The 24,494-nt window shown below is 62.7% G+C and carries 21 protein-coding genes; 18 read left to right on the top strand and 3 right to left on the bottom strand.

Translation table 11 applies throughout. The features are described from left to right. Nucleotides 1-7 precede the first annotated feature (7 nt). From J0F90_RS14460 to J0F90_RS14385, 16 genes are all read left to right on the top strand, one after another. On the top strand, nucleotides 8-751 hold the full coding sequence (locus J0F90_RS14460) for a glycosyltransferase family 2 protein (protein WP_015378195.1): 744 nt from the start codon (nucleotides 8-10) through the stop codon (nucleotides 749-751). An 11-nt stretch (nucleotides 752-762) separates the two neighbouring features. Next, nucleotides 763-2,622 (top strand): carbohydrate binding domain-containing protein, encoded by a 1,860-nt coding sequence (locus J0F90_RS14455; protein WP_033640055.1) that lies wholly within the window; start codon nucleotides 763-765, stop codon nucleotides 2,620-2,622. A 292-nt stretch (nucleotides 2,623-2,914) separates the two neighbouring features. Beyond that, entirely contained in the window at nucleotides 2,915-6,676 is a 3,762-nt protein-coding gene (locus J0F90_RS14450) for a nitrate reductase subunit alpha (RefSeq protein ID WP_033640056.1), read from the top strand. Continuing rightward, nucleotides 6,673-8,217, top strand: a complete 1,545-nt coding sequence (gene narH / locus J0F90_RS14445) for a nitrate reductase subunit beta (RefSeq protein ID WP_033640057.1) — start codon at nucleotides 6,673-6,675, stop codon at nucleotides 8,215-8,217. Before J0F90_RS14450 ends, narH begins: the two co-directional genes overlap by 4 nt. Beyond that, nucleotides 8,214-8,936: a nitrate reductase molybdenum cofactor assembly chaperone gene (gene narJ / locus J0F90_RS14440; protein ID WP_016927362.1), complete on the top strand. Its 723-nt coding sequence runs from the start codon at nucleotides 8,214-8,216 to the stop codon at nucleotides 8,934-8,936. Before narH ends, narJ begins: the two co-directional genes overlap by 4 nt. Before the next feature lie 2 nt (nucleotides 8,937-8,938). Beyond that, entirely contained in the window at nucleotides 8,939-9,616 is a 678-nt protein-coding gene (gene narI / locus J0F90_RS14435) for a respiratory nitrate reductase subunit gamma (protein WP_033640058.1), read from the top strand. 273 nt (nucleotides 9,617-9,889) lie between these two features. Then, nucleotides 9,890-10,897: a 3-oxoacyl-[acyl-carrier-protein] synthase III C-terminal domain-containing protein gene (locus tag J0F90_RS14430; protein WP_033640059.1), complete on the top strand. Its 1,008-nt coding sequence runs from the start codon at nucleotides 9,890-9,892 to the stop codon at nucleotides 10,895-10,897. Next, nucleotides 10,894-11,910 (top strand): NAD-dependent epimerase/dehydratase family protein, encoded by a 1,017-nt coding sequence (locus J0F90_RS14425; protein WP_033640060.1) that lies wholly within the window; start codon nucleotides 10,894-10,896, stop codon nucleotides 11,908-11,910. Before J0F90_RS14430 ends, J0F90_RS14425 begins: the two co-directional genes overlap by 4 nt. Next, nucleotides 11,903-12,709, top strand: a complete 807-nt coding sequence (locus J0F90_RS14420) for an MBL fold metallo-hydrolase (RefSeq protein WP_016927366.1) — start codon at nucleotides 11,903-11,905, stop codon at nucleotides 12,707-12,709. The genes J0F90_RS14425 and J0F90_RS14420 overlap by 8 nt, the downstream gene beginning before the upstream one ends. Further along, entirely contained in the window at nucleotides 12,706-13,992 is a 1,287-nt protein-coding gene (locus tag J0F90_RS14415) for a F390 synthetase-related protein (RefSeq protein ID WP_033640061.1), read from the top strand. Before J0F90_RS14420 ends, J0F90_RS14415 begins: the two co-directional genes overlap by 4 nt. Next, entirely contained in the window at nucleotides 13,989-14,606 is a 618-nt protein-coding gene (locus tag J0F90_RS14410; protein ID WP_033640062.1) for a phosphatase PAP2 family protein, read from the top strand. Before J0F90_RS14415 ends, J0F90_RS14410 begins: the two co-directional genes overlap by 4 nt. Continuing rightward, on the top strand, nucleotides 14,603-15,736 hold the full coding sequence (locus J0F90_RS14405) for a sterol desaturase family protein (RefSeq protein ID WP_033640063.1): 1,134 nt from the start codon (nucleotides 14,603-14,605) through the stop codon (nucleotides 15,734-15,736). Before J0F90_RS14410 ends, J0F90_RS14405 begins: the two co-directional genes overlap by 4 nt. Then, on the top strand, nucleotides 15,729-16,811 hold the full coding sequence (locus J0F90_RS14400) for a fatty acid desaturase family protein (protein WP_033640064.1): 1,083 nt from the start codon (nucleotides 15,729-15,731) through the stop codon (nucleotides 16,809-16,811). Before J0F90_RS14405 ends, J0F90_RS14400 begins: the two co-directional genes overlap by 8 nt. After that, nucleotides 16,808-17,890 (top strand): acyl-CoA desaturase, encoded by a 1,083-nt coding sequence (locus J0F90_RS14395; protein WP_033640065.1) that lies wholly within the window; start codon nucleotides 16,808-16,810, stop codon nucleotides 17,888-17,890. Before J0F90_RS14400 ends, J0F90_RS14395 begins: the two co-directional genes overlap by 4 nt. A gap of 109 nt (nucleotides 17,891-17,999) precedes the next feature. After that, a complete protein-coding gene (locus J0F90_RS14390) occupies nucleotides 18,000-18,224 on the top strand; it encodes a hypothetical protein (protein WP_033640066.1) in 225 nt (74 codons plus the stop codon). Continuing rightward, entirely contained in the window at nucleotides 18,221-18,487 is a 267-nt protein-coding gene (locus J0F90_RS14385) for a hypothetical protein (RefSeq protein WP_033640067.1), read from the top strand. The genes J0F90_RS14390 and J0F90_RS14385 overlap by 4 nt, the downstream gene beginning before the upstream one ends. Nucleotides 18,488-18,496: 9 nt before the next feature. Here the strand turns inward: J0F90_RS14385 and J0F90_RS14380 are convergent, their stop codons facing one another. Genes J0F90_RS14380 through J0F90_RS14370 form a run of 3 tightly spaced genes read right to left on the bottom strand, consistent with a single transcriptional unit; the run spans nucleotide 18,497 to nucleotide 21,074 of the window. Beyond that, on the bottom strand, nucleotides 18,497-18,649 hold the full coding sequence (locus tag J0F90_RS14380; RefSeq protein ID WP_004934619.1) for a DUF2474 domain-containing protein: 153 nt from the start codon (nucleotides 18,647-18,649) through the stop codon (nucleotides 18,497-18,499). A gap of 14 nt (nucleotides 18,650-18,663) precedes the next feature. Next, the gene (gene cydB, locus J0F90_RS14375; RefSeq protein WP_016927375.1) at nucleotides 18,664-19,671 is read right to left on the bottom strand and encodes a cytochrome d ubiquinol oxidase subunit II; all 1,008 of its coding nucleotides are present in this window, start codon (nucleotides 19,669-19,671) and stop codon (nucleotides 18,664-18,666) included. Nucleotides 19,672-19,673: 2 nt separating this feature from the next. Further along, complete coding sequence (locus J0F90_RS14370; RefSeq protein WP_016927376.1) at nucleotides 19,674-21,074, bottom strand: cytochrome ubiquinol oxidase subunit I; 1,401 nt, start codon at nucleotides 21,072-21,074, stop codon at nucleotides 19,674-19,676. 144 nt (nucleotides 21,075-21,218) lie between these two features. Between J0F90_RS14370 and J0F90_RS14365 the strand changes: the two genes are divergently transcribed. Both J0F90_RS14365 and J0F90_RS14360 read left to right on the top strand, forming a co-directional pair. Further along, nucleotides 21,219-22,637 carry an aminotransferase-like domain-containing protein gene (locus J0F90_RS14365; protein WP_033640068.1) on the top strand — a complete coding sequence of 473 codons (1,419 nt, stop codon included), beginning with the start codon at nucleotides 21,219-21,221 and terminating at the stop codon, nucleotides 22,635-22,637. Between the two features lie 187 nt (nucleotides 22,638-22,824). Continuing rightward, entirely contained in the window at nucleotides 22,825-24,480 is a 1,656-nt protein-coding gene (locus J0F90_RS14360) for an ABC transporter substrate-binding protein (RefSeq protein WP_042705455.1), read from the top strand. Nucleotides 24,481-24,494 lie beyond the last annotated feature (14 nt).

The following is a 24,494-nucleotide window of genomic DNA, read 5'->3' as shown; positions in this document are numbered from 1 at the left end:
GGACAGAATGGAAAAGATATCCGTGATAATGCCCGCCTACAACGCGGCAAACTCTATCAAAGAATCGATCCTTGGCGTGCTGAACCAGCAATTTACCGACTATCACCTGTATGTGATCGATGATGCGTCCACCGACAACACCGCCGAGGTGGTGCGGCCGTTTATCCACGATCGCCTCACCTATATACGCAATGAGCATAACCAGGGCGTGGCGGAAACGCGCAACATCGGCATTGAGGCGGCGAGCGGGGACTATATCGCCTTCTGCGACAGTGATGACGTATGGCTCCCCAACAAGCTGTCGCGCCAGGCGAGCATTTTGCAAACCCGCCGCTATGACGTGGTGTGTTCCCATTATTACACCTTCGAAGACGACCTGAAATTGATCAAAAACACCCGTGGTGCGGATGAGCTTATCGGCTATCAGGACATGTTGAAAAGCAACTGGATCGGCAATCTCACCGGCATCTATAACCAGAAGCGCATCGGTAAGGTGTATCAGCAAAAAGTGGGGCATGAGGACTACTTGATGTGGCTGGCGGTGCTGCAGAAGGCGCGTAACGGCCTGGCCTACTGCATTCCCGAACCGCTGGCCTGTTACCGGTTGTCTACCCATTCGCTGTCGGGCAACAAAATCCGCGCTGCGGACTGGCAATGGCGGATTTACCGTCAGCATTTGGGGCTGTCTTACCAGAAATCCTGCTATTTGTTCGCCACCTATCTGTTCAATGCCGTGGTGAAAAGGAAATGACCATGAGGGGGATGTATCAGCGGGCGGCTCTGGGCTGTTGCGCCTTGTGGGGCGCAGCGGCTCTGGCGCAGAACTGCCAACCCAATCTGTTGACCAACCCCGGCTTTGAGCAGGGGCTCAGCGGCTGGCGAGCGCAGGGCGCGCAGGCCGACGGCGATACGCACAGTGGCAGGGGGAGTCTGCGTTATGACAATGCAGATATAGCGCGATACCGTACCTTCAACCAGGCGCTGCAGGTTGAGCCCGGACAGACGATAGATTTCGGCGTCTGGCTCAAGACCCGCGGCGTGCGCGGGCAAAGCCGCGACGGCGGGGCTGGGGTTTATCTGCAGAGCTTTGATGCGCAGGGGCGCTTTCTGGAAGGCAGTTATCCGGCTGGGGTGACCGGCGACAGCGGCTGGCGGCAGGTGAACGCCAGCTATACCGTGCCGCCGCAGGCGGCGCGAATCACTTTTGGCGTTTATCTGCGTAAGGGGAGCACCGGTACCGCCTGGTTTGACGACGCCTATGCGTGTGCTCGCGCGTCTATGCCGGCGTTGTATCAGCTCGGCGCGTCGGCGCAGGGAAAGGTCGACACGTTGGTCGTCACTGCGCAGCCGCAGCATTTGCAGGTCGACAGCGAATTGCTCAATGCCGAGGGGCAGGTTGTTCACCGTAGCCGCGACCGTTATCAGGTTGAAGGGCAGCGCCGTATCGAATACCAACCGCCGGCCGGCCTGGCCCAGGGGGAATACCGCCTGCGTCAGCAGGTCACCGGTCAGCAATCCCAGCCGGCACAGGGCAGCGAGCTGTCTTTTCGCGTCGGGCAGCCTGCGGCCAAAGTCGCGATCGACAGCGAAGGCTTTACCCTGCGCGATGGTCAACGGCTTTTCCCGTTGGGCATTTACGCCAACGTGGCTACCGATGAGCATTTGGCGCGCATCGCCTCGGCGGGATTCAACACGGTGCTGAATTATGATTATGGGGAAAAGAAAGATCCTTACGCCTTTTTCCGCAACGCAGGCAAGCGCGGGCTGCTGGTCATTTACTCCGTCAAAGATCAGTACCGCGGCAGCCGCTTCGCGCCGGCCGCGCGCGGTGGCGACTACGCGGCGATGACGGCCTGGTACGTGCAGCGCTTGCGCTCTCAGCCCAACCTGCTCGCCTGGTACATCAACGATGAACTGGGGCCGGAATATCTCGATAAGATCGAGGAAAAAAACCTGCAAATAAAGCGGCTTGACGGCGATCATCCCACCTTCCAGGTGTTGAACAAAACCGGGGAGTTGGACGCCTACTTTAACAGCAGCGACATTTTGGCGACCGACCCTTACCCAGTGGGGAACGATCGCGATCTGACGCGCACGACGCGTTATACCGAACTGACGGTGCAGGCCGCCCGCCAGGCACGCGGGGCATGGGTGGTGATGCAAATCATGGATCACGCCGCTTATGACGCCCGCCGCAAGCCACATCCGCCGTCAGAGGCGGAAATTCGCAATCAGGCCTGGCAGGCGCTGATCGGCGGCGCCAAGGGGCTGTTATTTTATTCTTATACCGATCTGTTTTATAAGCGTAAAACCGGCCGCTTCGACCAACGGGAGTTTGACGCCACCTGGCGTGGCGTGGCTGCCGTGTCGCAGCAAATCGCCGCCTTCACCCCTTATCTGCTGACGGGAAAATCGACGCCGCTGGCGGGAAGCGACCCGCAAATGCCGGCGCGGATGTTTATTCTGGGCGATCGCGCCTTGCTGCTGGTAGCCAATCCTTACTATCGAGAGGGGAGCACCCGCTTGCGCCTTCCGGCGGGTTGGCGGCAGCAGGGAGAGGGCACGGAGGTCAAGCTGACGTTGCCCGCCGTGGGTACCGCGACGCTGTGGCTTCAACGCTGAAAGCGACGAGTCAGCATCACGCGGGAGGTTTCTCCCGCGTCCTACCCCCAAATACCCCGCCTTGCCTCCCAGCTGTCCCCCTTCATCTTGATATTCTCCTTTATTCATTTTAATTCAATTAATTAACCTCATTTATCGCACCTATACTTTGGTGGTATTTCACCCCTGACGCGCGCGTCGCCTCCCGCTTTCTCTTGATCGCAATCAATTTGCCGCCGGTTGGCCGTCAGTAGGCTGGCGGCAGATTGAGCATGTCTTCTTATAACGACAAGAGCCTTCAGGAGCATTCCGGATGAGCAAATTTTTAGACCGTTTCCGCTATTTCAAGCAGTTGGCGGAGCCTTTTTCTGGCGAGCACGGCCAGACCTTGAACACTAACCGCGACTGGGAAGACGGCTACCGCAGCCGTTGGCAGCACGACAAAGTGGTGCGTTCCACCCACGGCGTGAACTGCACCGGTTCCTGCAGTTGGAAAATCTACGTGAAGAATGGTCTGGTGACCTGGGAAACCCAGCAAACCGACTATCCGCGCACCCGTCCCGATCTGCCCAACCATGAACCGCGCGGCTGCCCGCGCGGCGCCAGTTACTCCTGGTACCTGTACAGCGCCAACCGGCTGAAATACCCGCTGATGCGCAAGCGTCTGCTCAAACTGTGGCGCGAAGCGAAAGCGCAGCACAGCGATCCGGTCGCGGCCTGGGGCTCTATCGTCGGCGATGCGGAAAAAGCCAAAAGCTACAAGGTGGCGCGCGGCCGCGGCGGTTTCGTCCGTTCCAGCTGGCAAGAGGTCAATGAACTGATCGCCGCCGCCAACGTCTATACCGCCAAAACCTTCGGCCCAGACCGCATTATCGGCTTCTCGCCGATCCCGGCGATGTCGATGGTGTCCTACGCCGCCGGCGCCCGCTACCTGTCGCTGATCGGCGGCGCCTGCCTGAGCTTCTACGACTGGTATTGCGATCTGCCGCCGGCCTCGCCGATGACCTGGGGCGAGCAGACCGACGTGCCGGAATCCGCCGACTGGTACAACTCCTCCTACATTATCGCCTGGGGCTCCAACGTGCCGCAGACGCGCACCCCGGACGCCCACTTCTTTACCGAAGTGCGCTACAAGGGCACCAAAACCGTGGCGGTGACGCCGGACTATGCCGAAGTCGCCAAGCTGTGCGACCACTGGCTGAATCCGAAGCAGGGCACCGACAGCGCGATGGCGCTGGCGATGGGCCACGTAATGCTGAAAGAGTTCCATCTCGATCGCGAAGTCGGCTACTTCCGCGACTACGTGCGCCGCTATACCGACATGCCGATGCTGGTGCTGCTGGAGCCGCGTGAAGGCGGCCACTACGCCGCCGGCCGCCTGCTGCGCGCCGCCGATCTGGTGGACGGATTGGGCCAGGAAAACAACCCCGAGTGGAAAACTGTCGCTATCGACAGCCGCAGCGGCGATCTGGTGGCGCCGCAGGGTTCCATCGGCTTCCGCTGGGGCGAGAAGGGCAAGTGGAACCTGGAACAGCGCGAAGGCAAATCGCAACAGGAAGTCGAGCTGCAGCTCAGCCTGTTGGGCATGCATGACGACGTCGCCGAGGTGGGTTTCCCGTACTTCGGCGGCGCCGACAGCGAGCATTTCAACAGCGTGGCGCTGGACGAGATCCTGCTGCACAAGCTGCCGGTGAAACGCCTGCGGCTGGCGGACGGCAGCGAAGCGCTGGTGACCAGCGTGTACGATCTGACGCTGGCCAATTACGGCCTGGAGCGCGGGTTGGGCGACGCCAACTGCGCCGCCGACTATGACGAGGTCAAGGCTTACAGCCCGGCCTGGGCCGAGCAGATCACCGGCGTGTCGCGCCACAACATCATCCGCATTGCCCGCGAGTTCGCGGAAAACGCCGAGAAGACCCACGGCCGTTCGATGATCATCGTCGGCGCCGGCGTCAACCACTGGTATCACATGGACATGACCTACCGCGGCCTGATCAACATGCTGATCTTCTGCGGTTGCGTCGGCCAGAGCGGCGGCGGCTGGGCGCACTACGTCGGCCAGGAAAAACTGCGGCCGCAAACCGGCTGGCTGCCGCTGGCGTTCGGCCTCGACTGGCAGCGCCCGCCGCGCCACATGAACAGCACCTCGTTCTTCTATAACCATTCCAGTCAATGGCGCTATGAAACCGTCGGCACCGACGAGCTGCTGTCGCCGCTGGCGGACAAATCGCGCTTCGGCGGCAGCCTAATCGACTTTAACGTGCGCGCCGAACGCATGGGCTGGCTGCCGTCGGCACCGCAGCTGGGCGCTAACCCGCTGCGCCTGGCGGAGCAGGCACGCGCGGCCGGCCAATCGCCGGTCGAATTTACCGTCGACAGCCTGAAGAACGGCTCGCTGGGCTTCGCCGCCGAGCAGCCGGACAATCCGCAGAACTTCCCGCGTAACCTGTTCGTCTGGCGATCCAACCTGCTGGGCTCCTCCGGCAAGGGCCATGAGTACATGCTCAAATACCTGTTGGGCACCGAAAATGGCATCCAGGGGAAAGATCTCGGCCAGCAGGGCGGCGTGATGCCGCAGGAAGTGGAATGGCGCGAGCAGGGCGGCGAAGGCAAGCTGGATCTGGTGGTGACGCTCGATTTCCGCATGTCGAGCACCTGCCTGTACTCCGACGTGGTGCTGCCGACCGCCACCTGGTACGAAAAAGACGACATGAACACCTCCGACATGCACCCGTTCATTCATCCGCTGTCGGCGGCGGTCGATCCGGCCTGGGATTCGAAGAGCGACTGGGAAATCTACAAGGGCATCGCCAAGGCCTTCTCCGAGGTGTGCGTCGGCCATCTGGGCCAGGAAACCGACGTGGTGACCCTGCCTATCCAGCACGACTCCGCCGCCGAGCTGGCGCAGCCTTACGGCGTACAGGACTGGAAGAGGGGCGAATGCGATCTGATCCCCGGTAAAACCGCGCCGCACATCATCGCGGTGGAGCGTGATTACCCGGCCACCTACGAGCGCTTTACCTCACTGGGGCCGCTGCTGGACAAACTGGGCAACGGCGGCAAGGGCATCAGTTGGAACACCCAAACCGAGGTCGACTTCCTCAAGCAGCTTAACTACGTCAAGGCCGACGGCCCGGCGGTGGGGCGGCCGAAGATCGAGAGCGCGATAGACGCGGCGGAAGTGATCCTGTCGCTGGCGCCGGAAACCAACGGCCAGGTGGCGGTGAAAGCCTGGGAAGCCCTGAGCAACGTCACCGGCCGCGATCATCGGCACCTGGCGCTGAACAAGGAAGACGAGAAAATTCGCTTCCGCGACATTCAGGCGCAGCCGCGCAAAATCATCTCCAGCCCGACCTGGTCCGGTCTGGAGGACGAACACGTTTCCTATAACGCCTGCTACACCAACGTGCACGAGCTGATCCCGTGGCGCACCCTCAGCGGCCGTCAGCAGCTGTATCAGGACCATGAGTGGATGCGCGCCTTCGGTGAAAGCCTGCTGGTATACCGGCCGCCGATCGACACCCGCGCCGCGCAGCCGCTGCTGAACAGCAAGCCGAACGGCAACAAGGAGAAGGCGCTGAACTTCCTGACGCCGCACCAGAAGTGGGGCATTCACTCCACCTACAGCGACAACCTGCTGATGCTGACGCTGTCGCGCGGCGGGCCGATCGTCTGGCTGAGCGAAGACGACGCCAACGATCTGGGCATTGCGGACAACGACTGGATCGAGGCCTTCAACGCCAACGGCGCGCTGACGGCGCGCGCGGTGGTGAGCCAGCGTATCCCGGCCGGCATGACCATGATGTACCACGCACAGGAGCGCATCGTGAATCTGCCGGGCTCGGAGATCACTCGCCAACGCGGCGGCATCCACAACTCGGTGACCCGCGCCTGTCCGAAGCCGACCCACATGATCGGCGGCTATGCGCAGTTGGCCTACGGCTTCAACTACTACGGCACCGTCGGTTCCAACCGCGACGAGTTCGTGGTGGTGCGCAAGATGAACCGCATTGATTGGTTGGACGACGAAGGCAACGACTACGCGCAGGGCAGTCAGCAGGAGAACAGCAAATGAAAATTCGTTCGCAAGTCGGCATGGTGCTGAATCTGGACAAGTGCATCGGTTGCCACACCTGTTCGGTCACCTGCAAAAACGTATGGACCAGCCGCGAGGGTATGGAGTACGCCTGGTTCAATAACGTGGAAAGCAAGCCGGGCGTCGGGTATCCGCACGCCTGGGAAGATCAGGAAAAATGGAAGGGCGGTTGGATCCGCAAAATCAACGGCAAGCTGGAACCGCGCATGGGCAGCCGCGTCGGCGTGCTGGCGAAAATCTTCGCCAACCCGGATGTGCCGGCGCTGGACGACTACTACGAGCCGTTCGATTACGACTACCAGCATCTGCACTCCGCCAAACAGGGCAAGCACCAGCCGGTGGCGCGCCCGCGCTCGCTGATCACCGGGCAGCGCATGAACAAGATCGAAAGCGGCCCGAACTGGGAAGAGATCCTCGGCGGGGAGTTCAAAAAACGTTCGCAGGACAAGAACTTCGACAACCTGCAGAAGGCGATGTACGGCCAGTTCGAAAACACCTTCATGATGTATCTGCCGCGCCTGTGCGAGCACTGCCTCAACCCGGCCTGCGTCGCCACCTGCCCGAGCGGGGCGATCTACAAGCGCGGCGAAGACGGCATCGTGCTTATCGACCAGGACAAGTGCCGCGGCTGGCGCATGTGCCTGACCGGCTGCCCGTACAAGAAAATCTACTTCAACTGGAAGAGCGGCAAGTCCGAGAAGTGCATCTTCTGCTACCCGCGCATCGAAGCCGGCCAGCCGACGGTCTGTTCGGAGACCTGCGTGGGCCGCATCCGCTACCTCGGCGTGCTGCTGTACGACGCCGATCGCATCGAGCAGGCGGCGGCGGTGGAGAACGACAAGGATCTGTACCAGAGTCAGCTCGATATTTTCCTCGATCCGCATGATCCGAAGGTGATTGCTCAGGCGCTGGCGGACGGCGTGCCGCAGGGCGTCATTGAAGCCGCTCAGCAGTCGCCGGTGTACAAAATGGCGATGGACTGGAAGCTGGCGCTGCCGCTGCACCCGGAATACCGCACGTTGCCGATGGTGTGGTACGTGCCGCCGTTGTCACCGATTCAATCGGCCGCCGACGCCGGCGAGCTGGCGCACAGCGGCGTATTGCCGGACGTCGAGAGCCTGCGCATCCCGGTGCAGTATCTGGCGAACCTGTTGACCGCCGGCGATACCGAGCCGGTGCTGCTGGCGCTGAAACGCATGCTGGCGATGCGCCACTACAAGCGGGCGGAAACCGTCGACGGCGTGGTGGACACCAGCGCGCTGGAGCAGGTTGGTCTGAGTGAAGCGCAGGCGCAGGAGATGTATCGCTACCTGGCGATCGCCAACTATGAAGATCGCTTCGTGGTGCCGTCGAGCCACCGCGAGCTGGCGCGCGAAGCCTTCCCGGAAAGCAAGGGGTGCGGCTTCAGCTTCGGCGACGGCTGCCACGGCAGCGACGGCAAGTTCAATCTGTTCAACAGCCGCCGTATCGATGCCATCGACGTGACCGCGAAAACCGCGCGGCCGGAGGATGCCTCATGATCAGCCTGAAAGTGATCGCCCGCCTGCTGGATTACCCGGAGCAGGCGCTGTTTGACCATCAGCAGGCGCTGATCGAAGCGCTGGAGCCGGCCAGCGAGCTGGATCTGCACCACAGCGCGCAGCTGATTCTGTTTATCCGCCGCCTGTGCGCGCGCCCGTTGCTGGACGCGCAGGCTGACTATTGCGAACTGTTCGATCGCGGCCGCGCCACCTCGCTGCTGCTGTTTGAGCATGTGCACGGCGAGTCGCGCGATCGCGGCCAGGCGATGGTTGACCTGATGGCGCAGTACCGCGCCGCCGGGCTGGAGATCGACAGCCGTGAGCTGCCGGACTTCCTGCCGCTGTACCTGGAGTATTTGGCCAGCCGCAGCGCGGCGCAGGCGCGGGAAGGGCTGCGGGACATCGCGCCGATCCTGGCGCTGCTGGGCGCGCGTCTGCAGCAGCGCGAAAGCCCGTACGCGGTGCTGTTTGATCTGCTGCTGGCGCTGTCCGGCAGCGAGGTGCAGGCCCAGGCGCTGGAGACGCAGGTGGCGCAAGAGGCGCGCGACGATACGCCGCAGGCGCTGGATGCGGTGTGGGAAGAGGAGCAGATCAAGTTTCTCGGCGAACAAGGCTGCGCCTCCGCCCAGCAGACGGCGCACCAGCGGCGCTTCGCCGGCGCGGTAGCGCCACAGTATCTGGACCTGACGGATGCGTTAACCGGAACCAAAGGACGCTAATCATGCAATTTTTGAATCAGTTCTTCTTCGATATCTACCCTTATCTGGCCGGCGCGGTGTTCCTGATCGGCAGCTGGCTGCGTTACGACTACGGGCAGTACAGCTGGCGCGCCGGCTCCAGCCAGATGCTGGATAAAAAGGGCATGCGGCTGGCGTCCAACCTGTTCCACATCGGCATTATCGGCATCTTCGCGGGCCACTTCCTCGGCATGCTGACGCCGCACTGGATGTATGAGGCCTTCCTGCCGATCGACGTGAAGCAGAAGCTGGCGATGATCGCCGGCGGCGCCTGCGGCCTGATGACGCTGATCGGCGGCGCGCTGTTGCTGAAGCGCCGGTTGACCAACCCGCGGGTACGCGCCACCAGCAGCTTCGCCGACATCATGATCCTGACGTTGTTGGTGGTGCAGGTGTGTCTGGGGCTGCTGACCATTCCGTTCTCCGCCCAGCATATGGACGGCAGCGAAATGATGAAGCTGGTGGCCTGGGCGCAGGCGGTAGTGACCTTCCACGCCGGCGCCTCTGCGCACCTGGCAGGGGTGGCGATTATCTTCAAACTGCACATGGTGCTGGGCATGACGCTGTTCGTGCTGTTCCCGTTCTGCCGCCTGGTGCATATCTGGAGCGCGCCGGTAGAGTACCTGACCCGCCGTTATCAACTGGTGCGCAACCGCCGCTGAGCCTGACCCCGCCGCCGCCGATCGCCAGCGGCGGCGCTATTCCGATAATTCCCCCGCCGTCTGCCCATTCTCGCCGCCTTGTCGTAAACTAATTATCTCAGTCATGTTACGCTTATGCTTCCGCCGACGGACGTCGGCCCGTGGTAGCCGATAACAAGAGATACCGCCTTGATGAAAGGCTTTTTGGGACATAAAAACCGGGGATGATCCGCGTGGCCTTCGTGCCGTGCGGGAGAATCGCTTTATGGATAGTCAGGTTAATCAATAACAATAATGACCACACAATGTCGCTCACCCGAGCTGTTGCCTCTGAAAATCATCGCCACCGGGGCCGCATTGCCGCCCAACCGCGTGGCCTCCTCTACGCTCGACGCTCGCCTGGGGAAACCGGCCGGTTACGTTGAAAAACGCTCGGGCATCGTTTATCGCTATCACGCCGCCGACGACGCCAGCCAGGCCGAGCTCGCTGCCGCTGCGCTGCAAGATGCGCTGGCTCGCCGCGTCATTCCGGCAGACTCGATCGATCTGCTGATCTCCGCCTCGGCGATTTCGGTGCAGGCATTGCCGTGCACCGCCGCGCATATTCTCAAGGTGGCGGGGCTGGCGGCGGGCACGCCCGGCTTCGACATCAACAGCAGCTGCGTCAGCTTTATCTCTGCGCTGCAGGTGGCGGCGGGGCTGCTGAACGCTGGAACGTATCGGCGTATCGCCATCGTCTCAGCGGATCTCGCTTCACGCGGCATCGACTGGCAGCATGAAGAGTCGTCGCTTATCTTCGGCGACGGCGCCGCCTGCGCCATCGTAGAGCGCGGCGACGGCGCCAGCGGCATCCTCGCCAGCCTGGTGGAAACCTACCCCGCCGGCAGCGAACTTTGTGAGATCCGCGCCGGCGGCACGCGCCGCAACCCGCGCGCCGGCATGTGCGAGCAAGACTTCCTGTTTCATATGCAGGGCAAGCCGCTGTTCCGTCAGGCGTCGGCGCTGATTGAGGGCTACCTCGATCGGCTGCTGAGCGCCAGCGGCTTGACCCTGGCGCAGATCGCCACCGTGGTGCCACACCAGGCCAGCCATTTGTCGCTCGAACACATGCGCAAGCGGCTGCACGTTTCGAGCGAGGCGCTGGTAGATATCTACCGCCACCACGGCAACCAGGTGGCGGCGTCCATCCCGACGGCGCTGCATGCCGCCGTGACCACCGGGCGCTTCAACCCCGGCCAGCCGGTGATGCTGATCGGCACCGCCGCGGGGCTGGCGTTGGCCGGCATGGTGTTGCTGCCATGAGGGTGCTGGTCACCGGGGCGACCAGCGGGCTGGGGCGCAACGCGGCGCAGTGGCTGCTGGAGGCCGGACATCAGGTGCGCGCCACCGGCCGCGATGAACGGGCCGGCGAAGCGTTGCGTCAGCTGGGCGCCGAGTTTTGCGCGCTCGATCTGGCGCAGGCGACGCCGCAGCAGTGCCGGCAGCTGGTGACCGACTGCGAGTGGGTGTGGCACTGCGCGGCCAAGTCTTCCCCCTGGGGCGGCAAAGCGGAGTTTCACCGCATCAACGCCGCGGCGACGGAGAAGCTGGCGGAGGCGGCGGGGCGCTGCGGCGTGCGGCGCTTCGTGCATATCTCCACGCCGGCAATCTACTTCGATTTTCAGCCGCATTACGATCTTGACGAGGGTTACCGCGCCCGGCGCTTCGCCAATCACTATGCCGCCAGCAAGCACGCCGCCGAACAACGCCTGTTGGCGCAGGCGAAGATCTATCCGCAAACCACCTACATTATGCTGCGGCCACGCGGCCTGTTTGGCCCGCACGATCGGGTGATCGTGCCGCGGCTGTTGCAGCAGCTCGAACGCGATCGCGGCGTATTGCGATTGCCCGGCGGCGGACAAGCGCTGCTGGATCTGACCTTTGCCCCCAACGTGGTGCACGCGATGGATCTGGCCAGTCGGCAGCGCGGATTGCCGTCCGGCGCCGTGTACAACATCACCAACCACCAACCGCAGCGGCTGGCGGAGATGCTGGATGCGCTGCTGCGTCAGGAGCTGGGGCTGAGTTACCGGCTGCAGGCCGTGCCCTATCCGCTGCTGCATACGCTGGCCGGCGGCATGGAGCTGTGGGCGACGCTGAGCGGCAAGGAACCGCTGCTGACGCGCTACAGCGTGGCGGCGGTGCATTTTGACATGACGCTGAACCAGACCCGTGCGATCGAAGAATTGGGCTATCGGCCGCGTTATTCGATGGAACAGGGCATTCGTCTGACCGGCGAGTGGCTGCGGCGGCAAGAAGGCGGACAGCATGGCTAAGGTCACCGTTTTTGAAGTGGGCTATTGCACGCATATCGGCTGCATGGCGCTGCGCGGCGCCGGGTTCCGGGTATGCAAATTCCCGGCGCGCGCCTATCTGCTGGAGGTGGGGGAGCGCCGCTGGCTGTGGGATACCGGCTACGCGCGTTATTTTCAGCAGCACACGCAGTCGGGGGTGTTCAGCCTTTATCGCCGCATGACGCCGGTCTATTTCGATCCCGCCGAGTCGTTGGCGCATCAACTGCGCGAAGCCGGTTACGCCGAGGGCGATATTCAGGCGCTGATCGTCTCGCATTTTCACGCGGACCATATCGCCGGGCTGCAGGATTTTAGCCAACTCGACTTTATTTGCTCCGGCGAAGGCTGGCGGCAAACCCGTGGATTGCGCGGTTTCGCGGCGCTGAAGCGCGCCTTTATTCCCGGCCTGATCCCGGCGGATTTCGAGAGCCGTCTGCAGTTTATGGAGGCTTTTCCCTCGGTGGCGTTGCCCGCGCTGTTGGCGCCGTTCGATCGCGGTTACGCGCTGCCGGGCAGTGAAGGGCAGATCGTGCTGGTGCCGCTGCCGGGGCATGCGGCCGGCCATATCGGCGCCTTTATTCTCACCGACGCCGGCTGGACGCTGCTGGCCAGCGACGCGGCCTGGTCGCCGCAGAGTTACCAAACGCTGCGCGGGCCTTCGCGCCTGGCCAATCTGGTGATGGACGATGCGGCGGCGTACACCCGCACGCTGGAGCGGCTTAACCAGCTGTGGGCGGGCGGGCAGGTCAACATTTTGCTGTGCCACGAGGGGGATCTGTGATCCCTTTCATGACCCTTTGGCACTATTTCCGCGCCAGGCGCCTGCGCTTTGGCGATCGTGCAGCGCTGGAGGCGCATCAGGCCCGGCAGCTTGAGAGCTTTGCCCGCCGGGTGCTGAGCAAGAGCCCCTATTTTCAGCGTTTCAGCCGCCGGCCGTTCGCCGAATGGCCGCAGATGGACAAGGCGCTGATGATGGCGCAGTTCGACCGGATGAACACCGCCGGGCTGCAGCGCGATGCGGTGCTGGCCTGCGCGCAGCGCAGCGAGGCGGATCGCGATTTCACACCGAAGATCGGGCGCTACAGCGTCGGATTATCGTCCGGCACCTCCGGGCAGCGCGGCGTGTTTGTCGTCAGCCCGCGCGAGCAGCAGGTGTGGGCCGGCGGCATGCTGGCGAAGATGCTGCCGGACGGGCTGTTGGCCGGCGAGCGCGTTGCGCTGTTTCTGCGGGCGGACAATAATCTCTATCACAGCGTGAACAACCGTTGGCTGAGCCTGGCGTTTTACGATCTGCTTGCGCCGTTCAGCGAGCATTTGCCCGCATTGGAACGGCAGGCGCCCAGCATCATCGTGGCCCCGGCGCAGGTGCTGCGCGCCTTGGCGCTGGCGGTGCTGGCCGGGCAGGTGAAATTGCCGGTCAAAAAAGCGATCTCGGTGGCCGAGGTGTTGGAAGAGCAGGACCGCCGCCTGCTGCTGCAGGTATTTCCGGCGGTCGGCGAAGTGTATCAGGCCACCGAAGGATTTCTTGCCGCGACCTGCGCGCACGGTACGCTGCATCTGAACGAAGAGTTTTTGCATATCGAACCGCAGTGGATCGACGAACGGCGCTTTACGCCGTTGATCACCGACTTTACCCGCAGCACGCAGCCGATCGTGCGTTATCGGCTGGACGATGTACTGGTGCTGCGCAAGGAACCCTGCCCGTGCGGGCAACCGACGCGGGCGATCGCCCGTATCGAGGGGCGGCGCGACGATCAGCTGATGCTGCCCGATGCGCAGCGGCAACCGCAGGCGGTGTTCGCCGATGCCTGCAGCCGAACGATCGCCAATGCGCTGCCGCTGACCAGCGATTACCGCCTGATCCAGCGCGGCGAACGGCGGTTGGAATTGATTGCCGATTGCAGCCCGGCGGCGTTGGCGCATTGTCAGGCGCAGCTGATCGCGCTGTTCGCTCGCCAGGGCATCGCCACCGAGCGCCTCGAATGGCGGCTGACGGCGCAGACGGTACTGCCGCAGTTCGATCGCAAGCGGCGGCGCATCGTTCGCCAGGCGGAGGAAACATGAAAAATACGCTGTTCAGACTAGGGCACATGTTGCTCGGCTGGGGCACGGTCGGGGTGGTGTATAGCCTGACCGATCGCTTGCAGGGAGCGGGAACCTTGCTGCCGCCGTCGGCGCTTGACCGGGCGATCCCGTTCAGCCCCTCGGCCATCTGGCTCTATCTCTCTTTCTTCCTCATCGTTCCGGCGGGTTATCTGCTGGCGCCGCTGCAGCGGGTCACATGGCTGACGCGGGCGATGCAGCTCACCGCGCTGGGCGCCGGGGCGGTTTATCTGCTGTGGCCGACCACCATGGCTTATCCGCAGAACGATGGCGTCGGGATCAGCGCGCAACTGCTGGCGGCGTTAACCCAGGTGGACTCGCCGCAGAACTGCCTGCCTTCGCTGCATATGGCGCTGACGGTGCTGGCGGTGTGGGCGCTGAGCGACGGCGAGCGCAAAGTGCGCACGGCGCTGTGGATGCTGTGGGGCGTGGCGATCGCGTTCTCGATTCTGCAACTGCGCCGGCATTTGTTTGTCGATTTGGCCGGCGGCGCGCTGCTGGCGCTGTTCGCCGGCTGGCTGGCCCTGCGCATGAACACCCTGCGCCGGCGCGCGGTTAAAGGAGAAGTGGGATGAGCGATCTGGCATTGCCGATAGTGTTCATGCTGTTCATCGTGGTGGCCGAGGCGGTGGCGCTGCAGTGGGGGCGTCGCGAGCCGGTCAACTGGCACGATCTGGTGTTCAACCTGAACTCCGGCCATATCATGCTGTGGCTGTTCCGCGGGCTGGAGATCACCTGCTACGGCTACGTGGCCGCGCATTTCAGCCTGGGGCTGCTGGACGCCTGGCCGCCGCTGTTGATGTGGCTGTTTGCTTTGCTGGCGTGGGACTTCGGTTTTTACTGGCTGCACCGTCTGCATCATCGTTTCCGCCTGCTGTGGGCGGTGCATGTGGTGCACCATCAGGGCGAGCATTTCAATCTGTCGCTGGGGGTGCGCAACTCTTGGTATTCGTCACTGACGTCCATCCCGTTCTTTTTGCTGCTGGCGCTGGCGGGCGTGCCATTGCCGGTGTTCGTCGCGGTCTCGATTTTTCACTACAGCATTCAGCTGTTCAATCACAACGCGCTGACGCCGAAGCTTGGCGTGCTGGAAAAAATTCTGGTCACGCCGGCGCACCACCGGGTGCACCACGTCAAGGATATGGCGTATTCCAATAAGAACTTCGGCGGCAGCTTTATCTTCTGGGACAAGCTGTTCGGCACCTTCTGCCCGGCGTTGCCGACCACGCCGTTCAGCTATGGCGTCAGCGGCGACAGGCCATCCGCCAACCCGTTCTGGGCGAGCAATCTGCCGTTCCTGCGCTATTTCCGTATGGCATGGCGCCCGGCGCCGGGCCGGCCACGCGACCGCCGTTCGGCGCTCAGCGTATTCAGCGGCGCCATGCTGCTGTTCTCGCTGGTGGTCGGTTACGTCTACCAATACGGTTACGGCTACGGCGACATCAGCTGGCCGCAAATGGCGCTGCTGGTGCTGCTGGCGTTGGGCTCGGTGGCGCTGGGCGGCATGACGGAAGGGCGATCTTGGGCGAGCGCCGTCTGGTTGCTGGTCGCGTTGGGCATGCCGCTGCTGTTTATCGGCTATCTTGGCTGGCCGCAGCGCTATTGGCATATCGCCATGGCCGCCGTGGCGTTGCATGCTCTGTGCGTCGCGCTGGGCTGGGGACGGGGGGCCGCATCGGCCGCCGTGGAGGAACCGCATGGCTGAGTCATTGCCGCCGCTGCGTTTTCCCGCCGATGGCGAGCAGGCGTTTCATCGCGATCTCAAGCGCGCGGCGCACGCCTGCCTGGCGGGCGATCATCGCTATGCCGATGCCGCGCGGCTGGTCAAGGCCGCGCTGTTGTTGGCGCTGTGCGCCGGGTTTTACGCGCTCAGCCTGATGCAGCATCAGCCCTGGGCGTTTTTCTTCTGCTATTTCCTGTTCGTGACCATGGGCATGTTGCTCAACGTCAACGTCAACCACGATGCTTCGCATAACGCCTTCCTGCGTGCGCCCTGGGCCAATCGTCTGGTGGGACGGGTGGTGACGCTGCCGCTGGGCGTCGATCCGGACTACTGGCGCACGCGGCATGTGGATTACCACCACGTTTACGCCAACGTCGAACACTACGATCTGGATACCGAAGAGAACGGGTTTTTCCGCCAGACGCCGTTCCAGCGCTGGCGGCCCCATATGCGCTATCAGCATCTGTACTGGCCGCTGATCGCCGCGCTTTCCTTGCCCTATATCGCCTGGATTTTCGATTGGTCCGATCGGCTCGATAAAACGCCGCTGCGGGAAAAACGCGTGCTGGCGGGGCGCGGCGGTTGGGCGCTGTTCGTGCTGTGCAAGCTCGCGCATCTGGCGCTGGTGCTGGTGGTGCCGCTGATCGTGGGCCACCTGCACGGCATCGGCTGGGGCTGGGTGCTGTTGGCTTACGCGCTCAGCCAGATGTTTGCCTCGCTGCTGGTGGTGTTCCTGCTGCTGGGCACCCACTGGGCGCAGGCCGAGTTTTACCCGGCGCCGACGGGCGACAGCATGCCGCAAGGCTGGTACCGGCACAATTTCGCCACCGCCTGCGACTGGCAGCCCGAACCGCGCTGGCTGGAGCACCTGACCGGCGGGCTGAACTATCACCTGACCCATCACCTGTTTCCCGGCTGGAATCACCGCCACTATCCGGCGCTGGCCGCCGCGGTGGCGGAGATCGCGCAGCGGCACGGCATGGCATACCGCTGCATCGGCTATCGCGAACTGCTGGCGCAACAACAGCGCTTCTTGCGCCGGATGGGGCAGCCATGAAACCGCTGCGTCCGTTAGCCTATCGGCGCGACGACAGCGGGTTGCACCGCGCGCTGATGCAGGCCGCCCAGCACTATCTGGCGGCCAACGGCGATCACCGTTTCGCCGACGGGGGCATGCTGGCGAAGGTGGCGCTGTTGTTGGCGCTGTGCGGCCTGTGTTATGGGCTGAGCCTGCAGCAGCAAAACGGCTGGGCGTTTTTCGCCTGCTATTTCGGCTTTATCTTTATCGGCATGTTCCTGACGGTGAACGTGGTGCACGACGCCTCGCACAACGCGTTTTTCCGTCGGCCCTGGGCCAACCGTTGGCTGAACGCCCTGGTGAGTGTGCCGCTGGGACTGGACCCCGACTGCTGGCGCGTGCGCCACGTGCTGTTCCATCATGCCCATAACAATATCGAACATTACGATCCCGACATCGATGCCAACGGCGTGCTGCGGCAAACGCCGTTCCAGCGCTGGCGGCCCTTTATGCGCGCCCAGCGTTACTATTGGCCGCTGGTGGCGGCGCTGACGTTCCCGTACTACATCTGGCTGTTCGATTGGCTGGACCGAGCGGGCCGCACCCGCGTGGCGGCGCGCATGGCGCAGCAGGGCGCGCGCGGCTGGTGCGGATTTCTGGCGGGCAAGGCGGCGCACCTGCTGCTGGCGCTGGCGATCCCGTGCTGGCTGCTGCCGCCGGCCATCGGCATCGGGCAAATCCTGCTGGTCTACTTGCTGAGCCAGATGCTTTCTTCATTGCTGTTCGTGATGTTGATCATCGGCACCCACTGGGCCAAAGCCAATTTTTATCAGGCGCCGGCGCAGGGGGCGATGCCGCACGGCTGGTATCACCACGTGTTTGCCACCACCTTCGACTGGCTGACCCGGCCGCGCTGGCTGGGATACTGGCTCGGCGGGGCGAACCTGCATTTGACGCATCATCTGTTCCCGCACTGGAGCCACCGCCATTACCCGGCGCTGAGCCGCATCATCGGCGAGGTGGCGCCGCGTTTCGGCATCGACTACCGCCTGCTGGAACTGGAGGAGCTGCTGCGCCTGCAGCAACGTTTCCTCAGCGCGATGGGGCGCAAGCCGTAATAGCGTTGCATGCGGATTGTGCGAGGCGTTACGCAGTTCACTAATTGAACGATATTTGCCCTTCCAGTAGACTTTCCCCCTGTAAATCAACGGCCACAGGAGGTGGAGTATGCGCAGCTTGCCGATTCGGTTATCGAACAAAATTGATGATGATCTGAACGATATCGCCCGGCGTCACGGGATGGAAAAAACCGAGGTCATCAAAATGGCGTTTGCACTGATTACCATTGCCGATAAGTACTGGATGAAACAGGATGGTACTTCTCTTGGCATTGTACGGGAGAATGGTGAACAGCTTGAAGCGGTGGGGCGGGTCGTGGAGATCTTCCCATGAACATCGAAAGCCGTAATCTGCGCGATGAGGCCAGCCAGGTTTATCTGGAGCAGGTCTTGGTCTTCGACGAAATGGAGCGGCTGCGCCTGGCGCGCCAGGTGCTGTGCGGGATATTCGCGGTCAGCGTGGGCGTATTCGCCGCCCACGCGTATTGGGAGAAAAACGAAGCGCTCGGACAAGTTTTCGAACTGGTGAAGATCGGCGCCTTGCCGCTGGTCACGCTGGTGGTCTCTTTTTACTTTCCCAACAGCGCGGCCAGATAAGGCGCCGCGTCAATGCGACTTCATGCCCGCCGCGGTCATCAGCAGGCGGAACAGCGAGGCGACCACGAACAGCCCCAGCACGCTGGCGCTCCAGATGATCACCAGCCAACCGATGCGTTTCCACCAGGGCGCCGGAGCGGCTGCCGCCGTTTTATCTTGCATAGCGTCCTCCCTCCTCAGTGATAGCCGTGTTCATGGCTGATCTTGCCGCGGAACACGTAGTAGCTCCAGAAGGTGTAGACCAGAATGATCGGGATGATGAACAGCGCGCCCACCAGCATAAAGCCGAGGCTCTGCGGCGGCGCGGCGGCGTCCCACAGGCTGATGGCCGGCGGGATCAGGTGCGGCCAGATGCTGATGCCAAGCCCGCTCAGGCCGAGGAACACCAGCAGCAGCGTCAGCATGAACGGCGAGTAGTGCGCGCCGCGTTTCACCCCGCGGTGAATGCCCCAGGCGCTGAGCAGCACCAGCAGCGGCACCGGCAGCAGCCAGAACAGGTTAGGCAGCGTAAACCAGCGGGCGGCGATTTCCGGATGGGCGATCGGCGTCCAGACACTGACCGCAGCCAGCACCAGCAACAGGATCGCCAGCAGCGGCGTCGCCAGGTGATACATGCGCGCTTGCAGATCACCGGCGGTTTTCATCACCAGCCAGGTGCAACCGAGCAGGGCGTAGGTCACCACCAGCCCCAGCCCGCAGAACAGCGCGAACGGTGTCAGCCAGTCCAGCGCGCCGCCGGCGTAGGTGCGGCCTTCGACCGGGAAGCCGTTGATCACGGCGCCCACCACCACACCCTGGCTGAAGGTGGCGAACAGTGAGCCCCAGATAAACGCCTTGTCCCAGATATGTCGCTTCTCCGGCGTTGCTTTGAAGCGAAACTCGAAGGCCACGCCGCGGAAAATCAGCCCGATCAGCATCAACGTCAGCGGGATCGCCAGCGCGTCGAGGATCACCGAATAGGCCAGCGGGAAGGCGCCGAACAGCGCCGCGCCGCCCAGCACCAGCCAGGTCTCATTGCCGTCCCACACCGGGGCGACGGTGTTCATCATCAGATCGCGGTCGCCGCTCTCTTTCACCCACGGAAACAGGATGCCGATGCCCAGGTCGAAACCGTCCATCACCACGTACATCATGGTGCTGAACACGATGATGACAAACCAAATCAGCGGAAGATCGATACCCATGTTCAGCTCCTGTCGTCCAGAGTGTCGTTGACCGCGGACAGCGGACGCGCCGGGCGGCCCTCGGTATTGTCTTCTTGGTGTTCATGCGGCTGCGGCCCTTTGCGGATCAGGCGCATCATGTAGGAATACCCCACGCCGAACACCGAGCAGTAGACGATAATGAACGCCAGCAGGCTGATGCTCATGTGCAGATCGCCGTGCGCGGAGACCGCATCCTTGGTGCGCAGCAGGCCATACACCACCCACGGCTGGCGGCCTATCTCGGTGGTGAACCAGCCCGCCAGCAGCGCCAGCAGTCCGGAAGGGCCCATCCACAGAATGAAGTACAGGAACGGACGCGACTGATACAGCCCGCCGCGCCAGCGCAGCCACAGGCTCCACACCCCGGCCAGAATCATCAGCATGCCCAGCCCGACCATGATGCGGAACGACCAGAACACCACGGTGGAGTTGGGGCGATCTTCCGGCGGGAAGGATTTGAGCGCCGGCACCTGCTCGGTCAGGCTGTGCGTCAGGATCAGGCTGCCGAGGTAGGGCACCTCCAGCTTGAAGCGGGTCTCTTCACGCTGCATGTCCGGCCAACCGACCAGGATCAGCGGCGTGGCTTCGCCCGGCGGGTTTTCCCAGTGGCCTTCGATGGCGGCGATCTTCGCCGGCTGATGTTTCAGCGTATTCAAGCCGTGCGCATCGCCGATCATCGCCTGCACCGGCGCGACGATCAGCGCCATCCACATCGCCATCGACAGCATTTTGCGCATCGCCGGGGTGTCGCGGCCGCGCAGCAGATGCCAGGCGGCAGAGGCGCCGACGAAGAACGCCGAGGAGAGGAAGGCGGCGGTGGACATGTGTAACAGGCGGTACGGGAAGGACGGGTTGAAGATCACCTTCAGCCAGTCGACCGGCACCACCTGGCCATTGATGATTTCATGCCCCTGCGGCGTCTGCATCCAGCTGTTGGAGGCCAGGATCCAGAAGGTGGAGATCAGTGTGCCGAGCGCGACCATGCAGGTGGCGAAGAAGTGCAGCCCTGGGCCGACGCGGTTCCAGCCGAACAACATCACGCCGAGGAAACCGGCTTCGAGGAAGAAGGCGGTCAGCACTTCATAAGTCAGCAGCGGCCCGGTAATGCTGCCGGCAAACTCGGAGAAGAAGCTCCAGTTGGTGCCGAACTGATAGGCCATCACCAGCCCGGACACCACGCCCATGCCGAAGTTAACGGCGAAAATCTTTGACCAGAAATGGTAAAGCTCACGGTAGGCTTCATTGTGCGTTTTCAACCATAATCCTTCCAGCACCGCCAGATAGCTGGCTAAACCGATGGTGATGGCGGGGAAGATGATATGGAAAGACACGGTGAAGGCGAACTGTATTCTGGCGAGTTCCAGTGCATCAAGACCCAGCATGGCGCCTCCTAGGGTTGAACATAAATTAACCTCTTGAGTATAGCTGTCATTTTTATGTGAAAAGCTTGGCGTTAAGTTAATCACGAAGTACAGTGACTATAATAGTGACAGTTATTTTACTTTTTCATATAACAGTTAATGGTTATGACCCGATACGAGCAGCTTGCGCAGCAGATTAGAGAACAGATCCAGAACCGGGTGTGGCGGGCGGGCGACAAGCTGCCTTCGCTGCGCGAGAGCGGCAAACGCGCCGGATTAAGCCTGATGACGGTGGTGCAGTCTTACCAACTGCTGGAGAGCCAGGGGTGGATCGTCGCCCGGCCGCAGTCGGGTTACTACGTGGCGGCGCGTCCGCAGCCGCTGCCTCAGCCTTCGCGCGGCGAGAAACTGTTGCTGAGCGAGCAGGTGGACATCAACGCCTTTATTTTTGACGTGCTGCAGGCCAGCAAGGATCCGAACATCGTGCCTTTCGGTTCGGCGTTTCCCGACGCCACGCTGTTCGCCCAGCCGAAGCTGGCGCGGGCGCTGAGCAGCGTAGCGCGCAAGTTCACGCCGCACAGTTCGCTGGCCAACCTGCCGCCGGGCAACGACGCGCTGCGGCGGCACATTGCCCAACGTTATGCGCTGAGCGGCATGCAGGTTGCGCCGGACGAAATCGTCATCACCGCCGGGGCGATGGAGTCGCTCAGCCTCAGCCTGCAGGCGGTGACCCAACCGGGCGACTATGTGGCGATCGAGTCGCCGGCGTTTTACGGCGCGTTGCAGGCGCTGGAACGGCTGCGGTTGAAGGCGGTGGCGATCGCCACCCATCCGCAGGACGGCATCGATCTGGACGCGCTGCAGCAGGCGGTGGAACAGTATCCGATCAAAGCCTGCTGGCTGATGACTCACTTCCAGAACCCGCAGGGCGCCACCCTGCCAGAAGCCAACAAACAGCGTCTGGTGGCGCTGCTGCGCGAACGGCAGATCTCGCTGATCGAAGACGATGTCTACGGCGAGCTGTACTTCAGCGCCGAACGGCCGTTGCCGGCCAAGGCGCTCGACAGCGGCGGCCAAATCCTGCATTGTTCGTCGTTTTCCAAATGCCTGGCGCCGGGCTTTCGCGTCGGCTGGGTGGCGGCGGGGCGTTATGCGCAGCAGATCCAGCGTTTGCAGCTGATGAGCACCGTTTCCACCAGCGTGCCGACCCAGATGGCGCTGGCGGATTATCTGCTGCATGGCGGCTACGACACCCACCTGCGGCGGTTGCGCCGCCTGCTGGCCCAGCGCCAAAGCGCGATGCGTCAGGCGATCGCCCACCATTTCCCGCCGACGGTGAAGGTCAGCCAGCCCGACGGCGGTTACTTCCTGTGGCTGGAGCTCGATCCGGCGCTGTCGTCGATGGAGCTGTACCGGCGGGCCCTTTCCCGGGGCATCAGCATCGCGCCGGGGCGCATGTTCACCACCGGCGACCATTTCAACCACTGCTTCCGTCTCAACGCCTCTTTTGAATGGAATGACCGCTTTGAAGAGGCGATAAAAACCTTAGCCAAACTTATCCGGGGGCTGGCGGCGGCCGGCTGAATCGCATTTCTCCCGCCGCTTCGCCCCAGAAAAATTCATAATGCTTTTTTCGGCAATGGAATGCCGGTTTCGTTGTTAGACAGCCCTCCAGCCGCCCATTACTCTGCGATAAATTTTGTCACATTTTTATCAACGGGTAGACGAGGGGCAGTGGGTGAGTAGAATAAAAAACAAGCTAAACAAACTGTTGCGTTATCGGTTGACGCCGCTGGCGTTGATCTGCGCGCTGGGATTGAGCGCCGGCGCGCAGGCGGAAACGCTGGCCGAAGGCATCACGCCGGCCAGCGACGTCAGCCGGGTGCCGGCCGCCGCCAAGCTGCGCAAAGACACCGTGGTGGCGGGCATCTCGGAACCGCAGGGGATTTTCAACCCGTATCTGTTCACCAACGGCTGGGACGAGAACGTGACCGACGTGATCTTCAGCCGCCTGATCGGCCTGGACAGCCAGGGCAAGCCGGAAGGGCGCCTGGCGGAATCCTGGCAGGTCAGCCCCGATAATCTGACCTATACCATCAGGCTGCGGCCGAATCTGGTCTACAGCGACGGCTCGCCGCTGAAAGCCGACGATATCGCCTTTACCCTGACGCTGCTGCACGATCCGGCCTATGACGGCGACACCGATATCACGCCGGCGCACATCCAGGGCGGCGCCGAGTATAAAAACGGTACCGCCGCCGGCATCAGCGGGCTGAAGGTGATCGACGATCGCACCATTCAGATCGTCACCACCCAGCCGGGCGCGACCACGTTGCAACTGATTGGCGGGCCGGTATTGTCGCGGGCTTACTACGGCAAAGACTATCAGCGCGGCAAGCTCGACAGCGTGCGCGCCTTGAACGGCAAGCCGCTCGGCAACGGCCCCTATATTTACGACAAGTACGTGCCGGGGCAGGAGATCCGCTTCCACGCCAATCCGAACTTCTACCTCGGCCCGCCGCCGATGGCGCGCTTTATCTACCGCGTCACCAACCCGGCCACCAACTTCCAGCTGTTCCAGACCGGTGAGACCGACTACGACGCCTTTACCGCCAAGCCGGACGATATCGAACAGCTCAAGCTGCTCGGCTTCGCCAATATCAACCTTTACAGCTCAAGCGATTACAGCCGCGTTGATTTCAACCTCAGACGCCCGGCCCTGCAGGACAAGCGGGTGCGTCAGGCGCTGATTTACGGCCTGGATCGGCAAAAACTGATCGCCGTGGTGTACCAAGGGTATGGCAAGGTCGCCAACCAGCCGATTTCGCCGATCTCCTGGGCTTACGACGCCAACGGCATCAATCCTTACGCTTACGATCTCGATAAGGCCAAAAAGCTGTTGGAAGAGGCTGGCTGGCAGGTGGGCGCTGACGGTATCCGGCAGAAAGACGGTAAAAAGCTGGAGCTGACGCTGCTGGTGACCAAAAAGCTGATCAACGACGCGCTGGTGCCGATCGCCAAGGATAACTACCGCCGGCTCGGCGTGGTGCTGAAACCGCAGGTATTGGATTTCAACGCGCTGCTGGCGCAGCGCAAGGCGGGCAATTACGACCTGGCGTCCCTCAGCACCAGCACGCTGAACGATCCGCACGACGGCGTGCGCGATTTCATCAGCCGCGAGAGCGAGACCGGCTACCACAACCCGCAGGTGGATGCGCTGATCGCCAGGGCCAACGCCACGCTGGATATCGCCCAGCGCAAGCCGCTGTACCACCAGCTGTATCAGGCGCTGTCGGACGATCCGCCGGTGATCCTGCTCGGTAACCGCGAGATTTTGAGCGCCAGCAGCGCGCGCGTCACCGGCTTTAAACCGGATATCTACAACGGATTGGTCGGCAGCCTGCCGAACGTCAAACCGGCGCCGTAACGCCCTGACGCCGC

The organism is Serratia marcescens subsp. marcescens ATCC 13880 (genome assembly GCF_017299535.1).
In the GTDB taxonomy this organism is placed as follows: Bacteria; Pseudomonadota; Gammaproteobacteria; order Enterobacterales; family Enterobacteriaceae; genus Serratia; species Serratia marcescens.
The sequence above is the reverse complement of the archived record's forward strand: the minus strand, read 5'-3'. Positions and strand labels throughout refer to the sequence as shown.

What these genes read in the sequence shown, in the direction of transcription:
- J0F90_RS14450 (WP_033640056.1), top strand. Translation starts at nt 2,915, where the DNA reads ATGAGCAAATTTTTAGACCGTTTCCGCTATTTCAAGCAGTTGGCGGAG.
- J0F90_RS14380 (WP_004934619.1), bottom strand. Translation starts at nt 18,649, where the DNA reads ATGCAAGATAAAACGGCGGCAGCCGCTCCGGCGCCCTGGTGGAAACGC.
- J0F90_RS14410 (WP_033640062.1), top strand. Translation starts at nt 13,989, where the DNA reads ATGAAAAATACGCTGTTCAGACTAGGGCACATGTTGCTCGGCTGGGGC.
- J0F90_RS14400 (WP_033640064.1), top strand. Translation starts at nt 15,729, where the DNA reads ATGGCTGAGTCATTGCCGCCGCTGCGTTTTCCCGCCGATGGCGAGCAG.
- J0F90_RS14385 (WP_033640067.1), top strand. Translation starts at nt 18,221, where the DNA reads ATGAACATCGAAAGCCGTAATCTGCGCGATGAGGCCAGCCAGGTTTAT.
- J0F90_RS14430 (WP_033640059.1), top strand. Translation starts at nt 9,890, where the DNA reads ATGACCACACAATGTCGCTCACCCGAGCTGTTGCCTCTGAAAATCATC.
- J0F90_RS14425 (WP_033640060.1), top strand. Translation starts at nt 10,894, where the DNA reads ATGAGGGTGCTGGTCACCGGGGCGACCAGCGGGCTGGGGCGCAACGCG.
- J0F90_RS14365 (WP_033640068.1), top strand. Translation starts at nt 21,219, where the DNA reads ATGACCCGATACGAGCAGCTTGCGCAGCAGATTAGAGAACAGATCCAG.
- J0F90_RS14420 (WP_016927366.1), top strand. Translation starts at nt 11,903, where the DNA reads ATGGCTAAGGTCACCGTTTTTGAAGTGGGCTATTGCACGCATATCGGC.
- J0F90_RS14455 (WP_033640055.1), top strand. Translation starts at nt 763, where the DNA reads ATGTATCAGCGGGCGGCTCTGGGCTGTTGCGCCTTGTGGGGCGCAGCG.
- J0F90_RS14405 (WP_033640063.1), top strand. Translation starts at nt 14,603, where the DNA reads ATGAGCGATCTGGCATTGCCGATAGTGTTCATGCTGTTCATCGTGGTG.
- J0F90_RS14395 (WP_033640065.1), top strand. Translation starts at nt 16,808, where the DNA reads ATGAAACCGCTGCGTCCGTTAGCCTATCGGCGCGACGACAGCGGGTTG.
- J0F90_RS14460 (WP_015378195.1), top strand. Translation starts at nt 8, where the DNA reads ATGGAAAAGATATCCGTGATAATGCCCGCCTACAACGCGGCAAACTCT.
- narJ (WP_016927362.1), top strand. Translation starts at nt 8,214, where the DNA reads ATGATCAGCCTGAAAGTGATCGCCCGCCTGCTGGATTACCCGGAGCAG.
- narI (WP_033640058.1), top strand. Translation starts at nt 8,939, where the DNA reads ATGCAATTTTTGAATCAGTTCTTCTTCGATATCTACCCTTATCTGGCC.
- J0F90_RS14370 (WP_016927376.1), bottom strand. Translation starts at nt 21,074, where the DNA reads ATGCTGGGTCTTGATGCACTGGAACTCGCCAGAATACAGTTCGCCTTC.
- narH (WP_033640057.1), top strand. Translation starts at nt 6,673, where the DNA reads ATGAAAATTCGTTCGCAAGTCGGCATGGTGCTGAATCTGGACAAGTGC.
- J0F90_RS14390 (WP_033640066.1), top strand. Translation starts at nt 18,000, where the DNA reads ATGCGCAGCTTGCCGATTCGGTTATCGAACAAAATTGATGATGATCTG.
- cydB (WP_016927375.1), bottom strand. Translation starts at nt 19,671, where the DNA reads ATGGGTATCGATCTTCCGCTGATTTGGTTTGTCATCATCGTGTTCAGC.